The organism is Serratia sp. AKBS12, from assembly GCF_024793895.1.
Classification (GTDB): Bacteria; Pseudomonadota; Gammaproteobacteria; order Enterobacterales; family Enterobacteriaceae; genus Serratia_F.
In genome coordinates, this window is sequence record NZ_JANUSB010000005.1 from 213,167 (window position 1) to 227,721 (window position 14,555).

The following is a 14,555-nucleotide window of genomic DNA, read 5'->3' on the forward strand; positions in this document are numbered from 1 at the left end:
GCTTAGCCTCCCAGCTTGCTCTTGTCGCGTACCGCACCCTTGTCGGCGCTGGTTGCCAGCGTCGCGTAAGCGCGCAGTGCATAGGACACCTGACGCTCACGGGCTTTTGGCGTCCAGGCCGCATCACCCCGTGCCAGTTCGGCTTCACGACGGGCCGCCAGTTCGCGGTCCGCTACATCCAGCACGATGCCGCGGTTTGGAATGTCGATATCAATCATGTCGCCGTCCTGCACCAGCCCAATGACGCCGCCGCTCGCCGCTTCCGGCGAAGCATGGCCGATAGACAGGCCGGAGGTACCGCCGGAAAATCGCCCGTCGGTAATCAGTGCGCAAGACTTGCCCAGCCCCATGGATTTCAGGTAGGTGGTCGGGTACAGCATTTCCTGCATCCCCGGCCCACCCTTCGGCCCTTCATAGCGGATCACTACTACGTCGCCCGCCACCACTTTGCCGCCGAGGATCGCGTCCACCGCATCTTCCTGGCTTTCATACACTTTGGCCGGCCCGCGGAAGGTCAGACTGTCCTTATCCACACCGGCGGTCTTCACGATGCAGCCATCTTCGGCCAGATTGCCATACAGCACCGCCAACCCGCCATCCTGGCTATAGGCGTGCTCGCGGGTACGAATGCAGCCTTCCTGGCGATCGGTGTCCAGCGAATCCCAACGGCAGTCCTGCGAAAATGCCTGCGTGGTGCGGATACCCGCCGGGCCGGCCGAGTACATTTTCTTCACGCTTTCGTCACTGGTCAGCATGACGTCATAGGCATCCAGCGTCTGCGGCAGGTTAAGGCCCAACACGTTGCTGACGTCGCGGTTCAGCAGTTCGGCGCGATCCAGCTCGCCAAGAATGCCGATCACTCCGCCGGCACGGTGAACGTCTTCCATATGGTATTTCTGCGTGCTCGGTGCCACTTTGCACAGGTGCGGCACCTTGCGAGACAGGCGATCGATGTCCGCCATGGTGAAATCGATTTCGCCTTCCTGCGCCGCCGCCAACAGGTGCAGCACGGTGTTGGTCGAGCCGCCCATGGCGATATCCAGCGTCATGGCATTTTCGAACGCCGCCTTGTTGGCGATATTACGCGGCAGCGCGGTTTCGTCATCTTGCTGATAATAACGTTTGGTCAGTTCGACGATGCGTTTACCGGCGTTGAGGAACAGGTCCTTACGATCGGCGTGGGTCGCCAGCAGCGAGCCGTTGCCAGGCTGAGACAGCCCCAGAGCTTCGGTCAGACAGTTCATCGAGTTGGCGGTGAACATGCCGGAACAAGAACCGCAGGTTGGGCAGGCGGAGCGTTCAATCTGTTCACTGTCGGCATCGCTGACGTTCGGGTTGGCCCCTTGAATCATCGCATCGATCAGATCCAGTTTGATGATCTTGTCAGACAGCTTGGTTTTACCGGCTTCCATCGGACCGCCGGACACGAAAATCACCGGAATATTCAAACGCAGCGACGCCATCAGCATCCCTGGGGTGATTTTGTCGCAGTTGGAAATGCACACCATCGCATCCGCGCAGTGCGCATTGACCATGTATTCCACCGAATCGGCAATCAGTTCGCGCGAAGGCAGCGAATAGAGCATGCCACCGTGGCCCATGGCAATGCCGTCATCCACGGCAATGGTGTTGAACTCTTTCGCCACGCCGCCGGACGCTTCGATCTGCTCGGCAACCAGCTTGCCCAGATCGCGCAAATGCACGTGGCCTGGCACGAACTGGGTGAAGGAGTTGACCACCGCAATGATCGGCTTGCCGAAATCGGCGTCGGTCATGCCGGTCGCGCGCCATAATGCGCGGGCGCCCGCCATATTGCGGCCGTGGGTGGTGGTGGCTGAACGTAACTTAGGCATGCTCTTTTCACTCCAATATAGGCTGTTTTGTCCGAGCGGCGAACGAACCGCACGGACATGATGTCTGTCTGTCGTTATGGCTTATGCGTTGATTGGATCTAACCAGCCGTATTTATCTTCGGTTTTACCGGTAAACAGGCCAAAGAATGCCTGCTGGATCTGTTTGGTGACTGGGCCGCACTTACCAATGCCGACCTGAATGCCGTCAACGCTGCGAACCGGCGTGATTTCCGCTGCGGTACCGGACATGAATACTTCGTCAGCCAGGTACAGCGACTCGCGCGACAGCACCTGCTCACGTACTTCAAAGCCCATGTCCTTCGCCAGCTTGATGATCGCGTCACGGGTGATGCCCGGCAGTGCCGATGAGGTAAACGGCGGGGTGAACAGTACGCCGTCTTTGACTTCAAACAGGTTTTCACCCGCACCTTCGGAGATATAGCCGTGCACGTCCAGCGCAATGCCCTCCTGATAACCATGGCGGCGCGCTTCGCTACCCACCAGCAACGAGGACAGGTAGTTACCGCCGGCTTTGGCCGCGGTTGGAATGGTGTTTGGCGCAACACGTTGCCAAGAGGAAACCATCGCGTCGATGCCTTGATCCAGCGCTTCTTCACCCAGATATGCGCCCCAAGGAAACGCCGCGATAATCACGTCTGTCTGGTAGCCGGCCGGCGGATTCACCCCCATACCCACGTCGCCGACGAACACCAGCGGGCGAATATAGGCGCTGACCAGATTATTTTTACGCAGCGTGGCGCGGCAGGCTTCCATCAGCTCATCCACGCTTTGCGACACCGGCATGCGGTAAATTTTTGCCGAATCATGCAAACGCTGCATGTGTTCACGATGGCGGAACACGACCGGGCCTTTGTGCGAATCATAACAACGCACCCCTTCAAACACCGAAGTGCCGTAGTGCAGCGCGTGAGACATCACGTGCACTTTGGCGTCAGCCCAAGGAACCATCTCACCATTGAACCAAATATAATCGGCTTTGCTCGTCATTGTTCTTTTCCTTCTTTCGCTTTAGGCGCGTATTTGTTGTGATGTTTGCTGCTGGATATCTACTCGGGAGACATCCATCAGTTTGCTTAATTGTGATGACAGTAAGTCCACCGGACGCTGGCTGGCAACGGTCAATTCAATATTGATATTGTCGCTATTCAGGCCAGCAGCCATATTCATAGCACAAACCTGAAAGCCGCGATGACGCACGACGCGCAATACGCGCTCTAACATTTCTGGGCGAAAGCGGGCCTGGATCGAGAGTTGATGCTGCATCATGATACTTTCTCCAACATGGTTTCGTTGCCTGCGCCCGGCGGTACCAACGGCCAGACGTTTTCGAGTTCATCAATGGAAACCTGCAACAGATAAGGCCCTTCGCTGTTGAGCAAGGCGTCGAGTGCGTCTGCGACCTGGTCTTTACGGGTAATACGCTGGCCGGGAATGCCGAAGGCGCTGGCCAGCATCAGAAAATCGGGGTTATCAGACAGGTTGGTTTCACTGTAGCGCCCGTCAAAGAACAGTTGCTGCCACTGGCGAACCATGCCCAACCGCTGGTTGTCCAGTAACACGATTTTCAGCGGCAACCCCTTGCGTTTTATGGTGCCCAGCTCCTGCACGTTCATCATGAAAGAGCCATCCCCCGACACGCAGATCACCATGTCGTCCGGGCGCGCCACCTGGGCGCCCACCGCGGCGGGAACGCCAAAGCCCATGGTGCCCAGACCGCTGGAGGTAATGAAGTTCTCCGGGCGGTCGAAGCACATGTGCTGTGCGGTCCACATCTGATGCTGGCCGACGTCGGTTGTCACCACCGTATTAGCCGGCATGCGCTCGGACAACTGCTTGAGCAGCAGTGGCGCGTAGATCGGCTGGCCGGGATGATCGTAACGCCAGGTGTGGTCCTGTTTCAGTTCGGCGACCCGCTGTTGCCAACCGGCAATCTGCAGCGGCTGCTGCAGGGCCGGCAGCAGCGTTTTCAAATCACCCTGCAGCGCCACGTGCGCCTGACGCAGTTTGTTCATTTCCGCCGGATCGATATCCATGTGGATCACCTTGGCATGCGGAGCAAAGGCATTCAACTTGCCGGTGACGCGATCGTCAAAACGCGCGCCGACCGCCACCAGCAGATCGCACTCCTGCACCGCCAGGTTGGCCGCTTTGGTGCCATGCATGCCCAGCATGCCGAGGTAATACGCATGTCGGGCGTCAGGGGCACCCAGACCCTTCAGCGTCGCAACTGCCGGGATGTGCGTCATGGCGATAAACTCGCGCAATGCCGGTACCGCCTGCGCCATACCAACGCCGCCGCCGACGTACAACACCGGTTTTTTCGCCTGCACCAACAGCGTGGCAGCCTGCGCCAGTGCCTCGGTCGGGTGGCAGAACTCATCCTCGACCGGCATCAGGTGTGGCGGCAAATCGCCTTGCGCCAATTGAATGTCTTTGGGGATATCGATCAGTACCGGCCCTGGGCGGCCACTGGCAGCGATGGCGAATGCCTCAGCCATGATGCCAGGCAGTGCCTCCAGCGACTCCACCAGGAAACTGTGCTTGGTACAGGCCAACGACAGGCCCAGCACGTCGATCTCCTGGAAAGCATCAGTACCGATCAGCTGTGACCCTACCTGGCCGGTGATGGCGACAACCGGTACCGAATCCAGCAGAGCATCGGCCAGACCGGTGATCAGATTGGTGGCGCCCGGGCCGGAGGTGGCGATACATACGCCGGTTTTACCGGTGGCGCGCGCATAACCGATGGCCGCCATGGCGGCGCCTTGCTCGTGGCGGCACAGCAGATGTTCCACCCCACCGTCATACAACGCATCGTAGACCGGCATGATTGCACCGCCCGGATAGCCGAATACCGTATCAACACCCTGCGCACGCAACGCTTGAACCACCCACTGAGCACCATTCATGGTTATTCCCCCGCCATCTTGCGGGATTTGCAGGATTTTATTCTGTTGTACATTCTCTGCTCCTCACTTCACTTTTCTCTTGCCAATAAAAAACCCCCGGACCTGACGGTGCGGGGGTTCTCTTGCGATTCTGGCTTGTTTTCTAAGCCATTCTTCGTCCAAGTGCAGCCCCGCACGGTGGGATAATAATCACCACCACGCTAATCACGACTAGGCTAATCACTTGGGCAAAGGCTTTCATAATAGGGTTGTTCACTGTGCTCGTGTCGAACTAATACCTACAGAGGTACCATAGTCATGCGCGGCGTGACAACATTTTTTTGCGTTATTATTCGACGCGGCCTGGTCATACCTCAAGCAAAGTGCTGCGTTTTCAAACGTTAGCGTGCACTTTCGGTACTTTGACCGTACCGGCGATCGCTTTGCCACGCGTGTCCTTGCCAAAAAACATCAGCACGGCAATTACGATAGCCACCGTACCAGCAATGATTGCCATCGCCATGCCGTAGTTATGGCCATGACGTTCGGCGATGGTGGCCTGTAAGGTCGCATTGACCGACGCAATCAAATTACCCAACTGATAGACAAATCCCGGCAGCACGGCGCGCGTATTGCTCGGCACCAGCTCATTAAGATAGGTCGGCACCACTCCCCAGGCGCCCTGCACCATAAACTGCATCAGAAACGCCCCGAGCCCCAGCATCAGTGAACCGCTGGAAAAAGCCCACAGCGGAATCACCGGAAGCGCCAACAGCGCAGCGATGATAATCGCCTTCTTGCGACCGATTTTTTCCGACAGCACGCCAAACAGCACTCCGCCGATAATTGACGCGATATTGTAGCTAATGGCGATGATACTGACGGTTTCAGGGGAGAAACCGTGCTGGACTTTCAAAAACACCGGATACATATCCTGCGTGCCGTGCGAGAAGAAATTGAATGCCGCCATCAGCAATACCAGATAAATACACAGCTTCCAATGGCTCTTCAGCACCGGCAGCAACGCGGTGCTTTCCTTGCGTTCTCGCGCCGCCATCCACACCGGTGATTCCTGGACAAAATAATAAATAAACGGCAACAGCAGAATCGGCAGCGCACCGATGACAAACATGCCGCGCCACCCCACCACGTCAAACAGCAGGCCATAAACCACTGCCGCCAGCAAATAGCCAAACGGGTAACCAGCCTGGAAAATACCGGACATCAGACCCCGTGAGCGATCCGGAATGGTTTCCATCGCCAGCGATGAGGCCACGCCCCAGATCCCCCCCATCGCGACCCCGTATAGCACGCGCAATATCAGGAATACCGTCAGCGATGGCGCAGCGGCAGAGAGCAGCTCAAAAACCGAGAAAAAGACGATATTGAGCATCAGAATCGGTTTGCGCCCGTACTTCTCCGCCGCGCGACCAAACAGCAATGCGCCAATCGGCCGTACCGCCAGCGTCAGTAAAATGGCCAGCGTGACTTCTTCCATACCGACATGAAACGCCTGTGCGATATCACTCAGCAGGAAAACCAGCACGAAGAAATCAAAAGCGTCGAGCGTCCAACTGGAAAAGCTGGCGATGGCTGCATTGCGTTGCAGCGAGGTCCAACCAAACATAACGTTATCCCTATCGTTGAGTACGAAGTCATTGAGGTTCTATGGCTGCCGCGTCTGAATGCGCGGCGGTCAGGCATTGTTAAAAACATGATGGTTATTTTAAACAATTGTTAAATACACCCATTAACCCTCAGGTTGCAACTTGCTTAGCATGCTAATTTGTTGCAGCGATCGTGTAAGTGTTAGGAGGTATTGCGGCAAGCTGCGAGATAACGCGTAAAAAAAGCGTTTCTTATTGAAATTCAATATTTTTATTGGGAGACAGTACGCAGTCTCAGCGATAGGGCACTGCATGTTACAAGGTTAACTGGCACGTTATGGCTCTCAGCAAGGAGAGTTCTATGTCGCTAGCGGTTGTCTATACCCGCGCCCTTTATGGCGTTCAGGCCCCGTCGGTCACGGTGGAAGTGCATATCAGCAACGGATTGCCCACGCTGGCGCTGGTCGGGTTGCCTGAAACTACGGTCAAGGAAGCGCGCGATCGGGTGCGCAGCGCGTTGCTCAATAACGGCTTCACCTTTCCGGCCAAGCGCATTACCGTTAATCTGGCACCGGCGGATTTGCCTAAAGAAGGCGGGCGTTACGATTTACCCATTGCATTGGCGATCCTCGCCGCCTCCGAACAGTTGCCTGTCGATCGGCTGGCTGAATATGAATTCCTTGGCGAACTGGCGCTGTCCGGTGCGTTACGGGCAGTCCACGGTGCCATACCGGCGGCGCTGGCGGCAGAGCAGGCCGGCCGAAGTCTGATCCTTGCCAGCGAAAACAGCGGTGAAGTGGGTTTGATCCCCGGCGGCAAGGCTCGGGTAGCCAACCACCTGCTGGAAGCCTGCGCATTTTTACAGGGCAAGAGTCACCTGCCACCCGCCGTCGCCCCGCCTGCCGCTCCGGTCACGACGCGCGGCGATCTCAGCGACATCATCGGCCAAGAGCAAGCCAAGCGCGCGCTGGAGATCGCCGCAGCCGGCGGCCACAACCTGCTATTGCTCGGTCCACCAGGCACCGGTAAAACCATGTTGGCCAGTCGATTGACCAGCTTGCTACCACCGTTGACCGATTGCGAGGCGCTGGAAAGCGTCGCCGTTGCCAGTCTGCTGCATCACCCTGCTTCCTCGCTGCCGTGGCGGCAGCGGCCGTTTCGCGCCCCGCACCACAGTGCGTCAATGGCAGCACTGGTCGGCGGTGGTTCGCTGCCGCGTCCGGGCGAGATATCCATGGCGCATAACGGCGTGCTGTTTCTGGATGAGTTGCCCGAATTTGAGCGACGGGTACTGGATGCGCTACGCGAGCCACTCGAATCGGGTGAGATCGTGATTTCACGCGCCAGCGCCAAAGTGCGTTTTCCTGCTCGAGTGCAGTTAATCGCCGCCATGAACCCCAGCCCAACCGGCCATTATCAAGGCATGCACAACCGCACGCCGCCCCAGCAGATATTACGCTATCTGGGGCGGCTGTCCGGGCCGTTTCTCGATCGTTTCGATTTGTCGATAGAAGTGCCGCTGTTGCCGCCCGGCATGCTCAGCCAGCAGCGCAGCGCCAGTGAAGGCAGCTGTCAGGTGCGTGAACGGGTGTTGCTGGCGCGTGAGCGTCAACTGCGCCGAGCGGGTAAGGTCAATGCGTTGCTGGATAATCGTGAAGTAGACCGAGACTGCCGCCTACGGCCTGAGGACGCCAAATACCTAGAGGCTACGTTGAACGCATTGGGGCTGTCGGTGCGAGCCTGGCACCGCATTTTAAAAGTGGCGCGTACGCTGGCCGATCTGCTGGGCGACGATACTGTCACTCGACGTCATGTTAGCGAAGCATTGAGCTATCGCTGCATGGATCGCCTGTTAATGCAGTTGCACCGCAGCCTGGAATAAAAAATGGGGCCGAAGCCCCATGATTTTTAATCGTCGCTGTCGGTGTAATCTTCCACCGCATCCGCCTGCGGTTTACCGCCGGACAGCGTATGGAATTTTTTCGGGCGGCGAGTGCGCGCCAGATATTTAGACCATACTTTTTCCTGCTCGGTTACCGGCTCGCGCTCACCGCGGCACACTGCGACGAACAGCTGTTCTTCTTCAGTGGCTGGCTGGCGTTTTCCGGCGTCCAGCTCATTGAACGCATATCCAAAGCGCTCTAGCAATTGCGCTTCTTTAATGGTGAAATCGCCGTGACGGGAGAACCCGCGAGGATAGTGTTTATTATCAAAAAAACGATTGGTCGTGGTGAAGCTATCCGCCATCTGACACGCTCCTAATTCTCTCATGGCCGTGCTGTTTATGGCGCGGAGTATTAGATAGGCTTGACATTGTGTAAAACAAAACATTTAAATCTTAACGACAAAAATTTTTGGAGATAGCTGTGGATACCGAATTACTGAAAACCTTTTTGGAGGTCAGTAGAACGCGTCACTTTGGCCGGGCCGCAGAATCCTTGTACCTGACGCAGTCGGCGGTCAGTTTTCGTATCCGTCAGTTGGAAAATCAATTGGGTGCAAATTTGTTCACCCGCCATCGCAATAATATCCGTCTGACGCCGGCCGGAGAACGTCTGCTGCCGTATGCGGAAAGCCTGATGAGTACCTGGCAACTGGCAAAAAAAGAAGTGGTGCGGTCGCTGCAACACAGCGAACTGTCGATCGGTGCCACCGCCTCGTTGTGGGAGGCCTATCTGACGCCGTGGCTGCAATCGCTTTATCAACAGCGTGAAGCGCTACAGCTGGAAGCCAGAGTGGCATTGCGACATTCGCTGGTAAAACAGCTGCATGAACGGCAGCTCGATTTGCTGATTACCACCGAGCCGCCAAAGATGGATGAACTGGCAAGCCAGCTGCTGGGGAACTTCTCACTGCGGCTGTTCGCATCTTCGCAGCGCAACCGGCAAGCGCCGATGCCGTACATCAAGCTGGAATGGGGCGCAGATTTCCATCAACAGGAAAGCCGTATGCTGGACAGCGATACCATGCCGGTGCTGACCACCACCTCGGCGCACCTGACGCGACAGCTGCTGGATACCACCGGCGGCTGTGCCTTTTTGCCAAGTCAATGGGATAAGGCCTACCCCCATCTGGAGGCAACTCCCGACGTGCCCACCATCGTTCGCCCGCTGTATGCCGTCTGGTTGCAAAACAGCGATCAGCAGCCGCTTATTCGCCAACTGCTGAAAATACCTTTAAACACCGCAGCATAACGCGCTATGACGGCTTCAGAGTTGGATGGCGGGGTCTTGAGCGTCTTGAGAGCCAAAACGCGCTCAACGCCTTCTGAAGGCCAATAAAGCAGAACAGCAAGATGCCGATGACGATTTTGGTCCACCATGAGCTAAGCGTGCCGTCGAAGGTAATATAACTCTGGATCAATCCTTGTATCAGCACGCCGAACAGCGTGCCGAGAATGGTGCCGACGCCGCCGGTCAGCAACGTACCGCCAATCACCACGGCGGCAATGGCGTCCAGTTCCACACCACTGGCTGCCAATGCATAGCCGGCCGAGGTATACAGGGAAAAAACAATCCCTGACAACGCCGCCAAGGTGCCGGACAGCATATAAATCAGCACCGTCGTGCGTTGCACCGGCACTCCCATCAGCCCAGCGGATATCCGGTTGCCACCAATTGCATACACGTTATGCCCAAAACGGCTGCGATGCGCCAGCACCATCCCCAGGGCCACTACCAGCAGCATCACCAGCGCCAGCAGGGTAAAGCGCCCACCGCCCGGCAACTTCCAGGCATAGTTGGCCAGTGTGGCATACAGCGGATGATCGATGGGGATCGATTCTTCGGAGACGATAAAGCTCATGCCACGCACAAAAAACATGCCTGCCAGCGTGATGATAAACGCCGGTAATTTCAGCGCATCAATGATCCATCCCATCAGCGCGCCAAACGATGCTCCCAGCAATAAGGCAATGGCAAACGCATACAGCGGATCGATACCGCTGCCAATCAGCTTGGCGAGCAGTACCCCAGTAAAGGCAATGACCGAACCGACCGACAGATCGATACCGCCAGACAGGATAACAAACGTCATGCCCACTGCGACAATGCCGAGAAACGCGTTGTCGGTCAGTAAATCGCACCACACTCGCGTCGAGGCAAAGCCGGGAAACTGGCTAAGACAAAAGCCGTAGCCCAGCAGAAACACCGCAATGGTGATCAATAACGGCAAATTGCGCTTCATCATGTCTTGGGTCTCCGCAGCAGGCGCCGCCACGACAGGCTGGGTGATTGCACCATCAGCACCGCCAACACCACCAACGCTTTCAGCACCAGGTTAAATTCCGGCCGGTAGCCAGATAACAGAATACCGGTGTTCATCCCCTGAATAATTAACGCACCGATGACCGACAATGCCAGATTGAAACGACCGCCAAGCAGCGAGCCGCCGCCAATCACCACCGCCAGAATTGCGTCCAGCTCCAGCCACAGACCGGCATTGTTGGCATCGGCACCGCGAATGTCCGCCGTCACGATCACTCCGGCCACGGCGGCACACAGGCCGCAGATCACATATACCGCCATCACTACCCATTGGGTACTGACTCCGGCATGGTGTGCCGAGCGCAGGTTGATGCCCACCGATTCGATAAACAGACCGAGCGCGGTTTTACGCGTTAACAGCCAAATCATTAACAGCATCAGTGCGGCAATAATAATCGGCATCGGTAAATACATCAGCGCGCCGCTGCCCAACTGCGCCAACCCGGCACGTTCAAAGGTGACAATCTGACCTTCGGTGATCAACTGGGCGATACCGCGTCCTGCGACCATCAGCATCAGCGTCGCGACAATTGGCTGGATCTTCAGTATCGCCACCAGAAAGCCGTTCCATAGCCCGCATAGCACACCTGCGGCCAACGCCGCCGCCAAAACATAACCCAACGGATAGCCTGCGCTGGTCAGCGTTGCCGCCGTCGCGCCGGCGATCGCCATCACCGCCCCAACCGACAGATCGATACCGCCGGTCGCGATCACCAGTGTCATGCCCAATGCAAGCAGGGCAACCGGCGCCCCACGATTAAAAATATCAATCAGGCTGCCGAACAGTCGCCCGTCCTGGATATGAATAGAGAAAAAATGCGGGGCGACCAGGCTATCGATCAACAGAATGGCCAATAGGGCGCCGACCTGTGTTGCGCCGGCCGGTAATATCCATCTGACTTTACGTGGCTCGCCGGTCATGAAAAAGCTCCTTTGGTTCATACCGTCTCCTGCTGCACGGCGATCGCCTGCATAATGGCCGGCACGCCGATCGCGTCATGATCCAACTGGGCGACATGTCGTCTGTCGCGCAGTACTACGATCCGATCGGCGTAGCCTGCCAGTTCCTCCAGCTCAGAGGAGATCACCAGCAACGCCAGGCCTTCGCTGCACAACCGTTCGATCAGGCGAATGATTTCCGCATGCGCACCCACATCGATGCCACGGGTCGGCTCATCCAGAATCAAAAAGCGCGGATTGGTCGCCAACCAGCGTGACAGCAACACTTTCTGCTGGTTGCCACCGGAAAGATATTGGATTTGCTGTTCCGGGCCAGGGGTGCGAATGCCCAACAGTTGAATAAAGCTTTCGGCAATGCGGGTTTGCTCACGCAATGGGAGCGGACGCAGCCAGCCACGCTGCGCCTGTAAGGCCAGGATAATATTTTCGCGCACCGTTGCCGCTCCCACGATACCGTCGGTCTTGCGATCCTCGGGGCAATAGCCAAAACCAAGGCTGGCGGCTTTGCGCGGTGAGCGAATCGCGACGGTTTTACCAGCGACCTTTGCCGTACCGCTGTCCTGCGCCTTGATGCCAAAAATCAGCTGCGCGGTTTCGGTGCGCCCCGATCCCAGCAATCCCGCGAGACCGACGATTTCACCCGGACGTATCGACAGATCAAACGGTTCCACCAGGCCGCGCCGCCCATAGCCGTTGAATTCGACCAACGGTGCCGCAGTTACCGCCTCGTGCTCTCCCCGCTTCAACAGCTCTTCATCGAAACTGTGGCCCAGCATCATTTGCACCAGTTCGATACGCGGCAGCTCGGCAACGGATTTGGTGCCAACCAGCTTGCCATTACGCAGCACGGTAATACGATCGCTGATGCGATACACCTGATCGAGGAAGTGGGTAACGAAGATCATGCCCATTCCCCGGGCTTTAAGCTGGCTCAGAATAGCCAACAGCATGGTGACTTCTTTCGCGTCCAGGCTGGCAGTAGGTTCGTCGAGGATCAACACCTTGGCCGAAAGATCGACCGCACGAGCGATCGCAACGATCTGCTGAATGGCGATCGAGTAGTTCCCCAACGGCTGGCTGACATCCAGCGGCAGGCCGTAGCCTTGCAGTAACTGAACTGCCTGCTGTTGCAACCTGCGTTGATCAACCAGTCCGAAACGCGTCGGCTCACGGCCAAGAAACAGATTGGCAGCCACCGACAGGTTCGGCAACAGATTCACCTCCTGATATACCGTACCGATGCCTAATGATTGCGCCTGAGCGGTACTCTGCGGCGCAATCAACGTCCCATCCAGCCAGATGTCGCCGGCAGAACGTGAATAAACGCCGGTCAATGCCTTGATTAAGGTGGACTTGCCGGCGCCATTCTCACCGAGCAACGCCATCACTTCACCACTGCGCACGGACAGATCCACCTGATCCAGGGCTTTTACCCCTGGGAATTCGACGGAAAGCCCTTTAATTGCTAACAGATCATTGGCCATCATTCACGTCCGCCGCTGGTTAATAGCCCATGCTCTTTTTCATGTCGAATTCCTGCTTGGCAGTATCCGGCTGCAGCAGTTTCGATTCGGTCTGGATGAATTTAGGCGGCTGAGTGCCGTCTTTTTTCATGGCCAGCAGTGCGTCGAATGCCGGGCCAGCCATGTTTGGCGTCAGTTCTACCGTCGCATTGGCTTCACCGTTCATCATCGCTTTGAAGATATCCGGCACCCCGTCGATAGAAACGACCTTGATTTGTGAACCCGGCTTCAGGCCGGCCTCTTTGATCGCCTGGATGGCACCGATGGCCATATCGTCGTTATGCGCATAAACCGCACAAATGTTCTTGCCGTTCTGCTCCGCCTTGATGAAACTTTCCATCACTTCTTTGCCCTTCGAGCGGGTAAAGTCGCCGGATTGCGAACGGACAATCTTCACGTTGCTGGCCGCAGCGACCCCGTCAGCAAAACCTTTTTTGCGGTTAATCGCCACGCTGGAGCCGACCGTGCCTTGTAGTTCCACCACGTTGCAGGGTTTACCGGCCACCTCTTTCACTAACCAGTCACCGGCCACTTTGCCTTCGTGTACGCTGTCAGAGGCAACCGCAGCGGTATACAGCGATGGGTCGCTCACTTCGATCATCCGATCCAGCAGAAACACCGGGATTTTGGCTTCCTTGGCTTCCTGCAATACCGGACTCCAGCCGGTGGCGACCACTGGCGCAATGAAAATGGCATCAACGCCCTGAGCGATAAACGATCTCACTGCCTTGATCTGGTTTTCCTGTTTTTGCTGTGCATCAGCAATCTTCAGCGTAATCCCGCGTTTTTCCGCTTCCTGTTTGGAAACTTTGGTTTCTGCCGAACGCCAGCCGGATTCTGAACCAATCTGGGAAAAGCCCACCACAAGAGGGGCCGCCTGAACGGTTCCCATCAAGATGCCGCTTACGGCGACCGCTAACAATAAACGCTTGTGCATGTTGTTCTCCTGGCTCCGCTCACGATAACTACACGGGCAGAGATGATGTTGTTGTTTTCACACTGGTGATGTTGGGCGCTAAATAATGCAGGCGCCCATTAGGTTTAGACCAAATTGGCGCAGGAATAATGAGCGCCGTCACAACGCAGGAGAACAATCAATTTGTACATGAATTCAGCTAAAAAAGTCTAAATTGGGAACGTTTCCGAATGGAGAATCAGGCAAGCTTTCAACGCAGTGGGCAGGATGGCAGGAAAGTGAAAAGCAAAAAAAACCCTTTGCTTTCGCAAAGGGTTCTTAATATGGCAGGGGCGGAGAGACTCGAACTCGCGACACCCGGTTTTGGAGACCGGTGCTCTACCAACTGAGCTACGCCCCTATATTACGCTTACCATTACGCCTGCTAGGTAAGCAGGCATAATGTAATTAAGTGGCGGAACGGACGGGGCTCGAACCCGCGACCCCCTGCGTGACAGGCAGGTATTCTAACCAACTGAACTA

At 56.6% G+C, this 14,555-nt stretch carries 13 protein-coding genes and 1 tRNA gene; 2 read left to right on the forward strand and 12 right to left on the reverse strand.

The window, feature by feature from the left end; genetic code table 11:
• Positions 1-2: 2 nt before the first annotated feature.
• The 6 genes from ilvD to NYE85_RS03965 all read right to left on the reverse strand — a co-directional run bounded on the left by ilvD (position 3) and on the right by NYE85_RS03965 (position 6,389).
• The gene (gene ilvD, locus NYE85_RS03940; RefSeq protein ID WP_259003071.1) at positions 3-1,853 is read right to left on the reverse strand and encodes a dihydroxy-acid dehydratase; all 1,851 of its coding nucleotides are present in this window, start codon (positions 1,851-1,853) and stop codon (positions 3-5) included.
• Positions 1,854-1,934: 81 nt separating this feature from the next.
• Complete coding sequence (gene ilvE, locus NYE85_RS03945; RefSeq protein WP_259003072.1) at positions 1,935-2,861, reverse strand: branched-chain-amino-acid transaminase; 927 nt, start codon at positions 2,859-2,861, stop codon at positions 1,935-1,937.
• Positions 2,862-2,882: 21 nt separating this feature from the next.
• A complete protein-coding gene (gene ilvM / locus NYE85_RS03950) occupies positions 2,883-3,140 on the reverse strand; it encodes an acetolactate synthase 2 small subunit (protein WP_004956463.1) in 258 nt (85 codons plus the stop codon).
• Positions 3,137-4,783 (reverse strand): acetolactate synthase 2 catalytic subunit, encoded by a 1,647-nt coding sequence (gene ilvG / locus NYE85_RS03955; RefSeq protein ID WP_259003075.1) that lies wholly within the window; start codon positions 4,781-4,783, stop codon positions 3,137-3,139. Before ilvG ends, ilvM begins: the two co-directional genes overlap by 4 nt.
• Before the next feature lie 142 nt (positions 4,784-4,925).
• Positions 4,926-5,024 carry an ilv operon leader peptide gene (ilvL, locus tag NYE85_RS03960; RefSeq protein WP_015962288.1) on the reverse strand — a complete coding sequence of 33 codons (99 nt, stop codon included), beginning with the start codon at positions 5,022-5,024 and terminating at the stop codon, positions 4,926-4,928.
• Positions 5,025-5,156: 132 nt separating this feature from the next.
• Entirely contained in the window at positions 5,157-6,389 is a 1,233-nt protein-coding gene (locus NYE85_RS03965) for an MFS transporter (RefSeq protein ID WP_259003077.1), read from the reverse strand.
• A gap of 341 nt (positions 6,390-6,730) precedes the next feature.
• Here NYE85_RS03965 and NYE85_RS03970 point away from each other — a divergent pair, with 341 nt between their 5' ends.
• On the forward strand, positions 6,731-8,251 hold the full coding sequence (locus tag NYE85_RS03970; RefSeq protein ID WP_259003079.1) for a YifB family Mg chelatase-like AAA ATPase: 1,521 nt from the start codon (positions 6,731-6,733) through the stop codon (positions 8,249-8,251).
• Positions 8,252-8,277: 26 nt separating this feature from the next.
• On the opposite strand, the gene NYE85_RS03975 is transcribed toward NYE85_RS03970, so the two are convergent.
• A complete protein-coding gene (locus NYE85_RS03975; RefSeq protein ID WP_039991394.1) occupies positions 8,278-8,616 on the reverse strand; it encodes a DUF413 domain-containing protein in 339 nt (112 codons plus the stop codon).
• Between the two features lie 119 nt (positions 8,617-8,735).
• Here NYE85_RS03975 and hdfR point away from each other — a divergent pair, with 119 nt between their 5' ends.
• Complete coding sequence (gene hdfR, locus NYE85_RS03980; RefSeq protein ID WP_259003082.1) at positions 8,736-9,563, forward strand: HTH-type transcriptional regulator HdfR; 828 nt, start codon at positions 8,736-8,738, stop codon at positions 9,561-9,563.
• 4 nt (positions 9,564-9,567) lie between these two features.
• On the opposite strand, the gene yjfF is transcribed toward hdfR, so the two are convergent.
• The 5 genes from yjfF to NYE85_RS04005 form a co-directional block, all read right to left on the reverse strand.
• Positions 9,568-10,557, reverse strand: a complete 990-nt coding sequence (gene yjfF / locus NYE85_RS03985) for a galactofuranose ABC transporter, permease protein YjfF (RefSeq protein ID WP_259003084.1) — start codon at positions 10,555-10,557, stop codon at positions 9,568-9,570.
• On the reverse strand, positions 10,554-11,576 hold the full coding sequence (ytfT, locus tag NYE85_RS03990) for a galactofuranose ABC transporter, ATP-binding protein YtfT (protein WP_309600848.1): 1,023 nt from the start codon (positions 11,574-11,576) through the stop codon (positions 10,554-10,556). Before ytfT ends, yjfF begins: the two co-directional genes overlap by 4 nt.
• The gene (gene ytfR, locus NYE85_RS03995; RefSeq protein WP_259003085.1) at positions 11,573-13,081 is read right to left on the reverse strand and encodes a galactofuranose ABC transporter, ATP-binding protein YtfR; all 1,509 of its coding nucleotides are present in this window, start codon (positions 13,079-13,081) and stop codon (positions 11,573-11,575) included. Before ytfR ends, ytfT begins: the two co-directional genes overlap by 4 nt.
• 16 nt (positions 13,082-13,097) lie before the next feature.
• Positions 13,098-14,054 (reverse strand): galactofuranose ABC transporter, galactofuranose-binding protein YtfQ, encoded by a 957-nt coding sequence (gene ytfQ, locus NYE85_RS04000; protein WP_259003086.1) that lies wholly within the window; start codon positions 14,052-14,054, stop codon positions 13,098-13,100.
• A 303-nt stretch (positions 14,055-14,357) separates the two neighbouring features.
• Positions 14,358-14,433, reverse strand: a tRNA-Trp gene (locus NYE85_RS04005).
• Positions 14,434-14,555: the final 122 nt, after the last annotated feature.

What these genes read in the sequence shown, in the direction of transcription:
- NYE85_RS03975 (WP_039991394.1), bottom strand. Translation starts at nt 8,616, where the DNA reads ATGGCGGATAGCTTCACCACGACCAATCGTTTTTTTGATAATAAACAC.
- ytfR (WP_259003085.1), bottom strand. Translation starts at nt 13,081, where the DNA reads ATGATGGCCAATGATCTGTTAGCAATTAAAGGGCTTTCCGTCGAATTC.
- ilvM (WP_004956463.1), bottom strand. Translation starts at nt 3,140, where the DNA reads ATGATGCAGCATCAACTCTCGATCCAGGCCCGCTTTCGCCCAGAAATG.
- NYE85_RS03965 (WP_259003077.1), bottom strand. Translation starts at nt 6,389, where the DNA reads ATGTTTGGTTGGACCTCGCTGCAACGCAATGCAGCCATCGCCAGCTTT.
- ytfT (WP_309600848.1), bottom strand. Translation starts at nt 11,576, where the DNA reads ATGAACCAAAGGAGCTTTTTCATGACCGGCGAGCCACGTAAAGTCAGA.
- ilvD (WP_259003071.1), bottom strand. Translation starts at nt 1,853, where the DNA reads ATGCCTAAGTTACGTTCAGCCACCACCACCCACGGCCGCAATATGGCG.
- ilvG (WP_259003075.1), bottom strand. Translation starts at nt 4,783, where the DNA reads ATGAATGGTGCTCAGTGGGTGGTTCAAGCGTTGCGTGCGCAGGGTGTT.
- ilvE (WP_259003072.1), bottom strand. Translation starts at nt 2,861, where the DNA reads ATGACGAGCAAAGCCGATTATATTTGGTTCAATGGTGAGATGGTTCCT.
- ilvL (WP_015962288.1), bottom strand. Translation starts at nt 5,024, where the DNA reads ATGAAAGCCTTTGCCCAAGTGATTAGCCTAGTCGTGATTAGCGTGGTG.
- yjfF (WP_259003084.1), bottom strand. Translation starts at nt 10,557, where the DNA reads ATGATGAAGCGCAATTTGCCGTTATTGATCACCATTGCGGTGTTTCTG.
- ytfQ (WP_259003086.1), bottom strand. Translation starts at nt 14,054, where the DNA reads ATGCACAAGCGTTTATTGTTAGCGGTCGCCGTAAGCGGCATCTTGATG.
- NYE85_RS03970 (WP_259003079.1), top strand. Translation starts at nt 6,731, where the DNA reads ATGTCGCTAGCGGTTGTCTATACCCGCGCCCTTTATGGCGTTCAGGCC.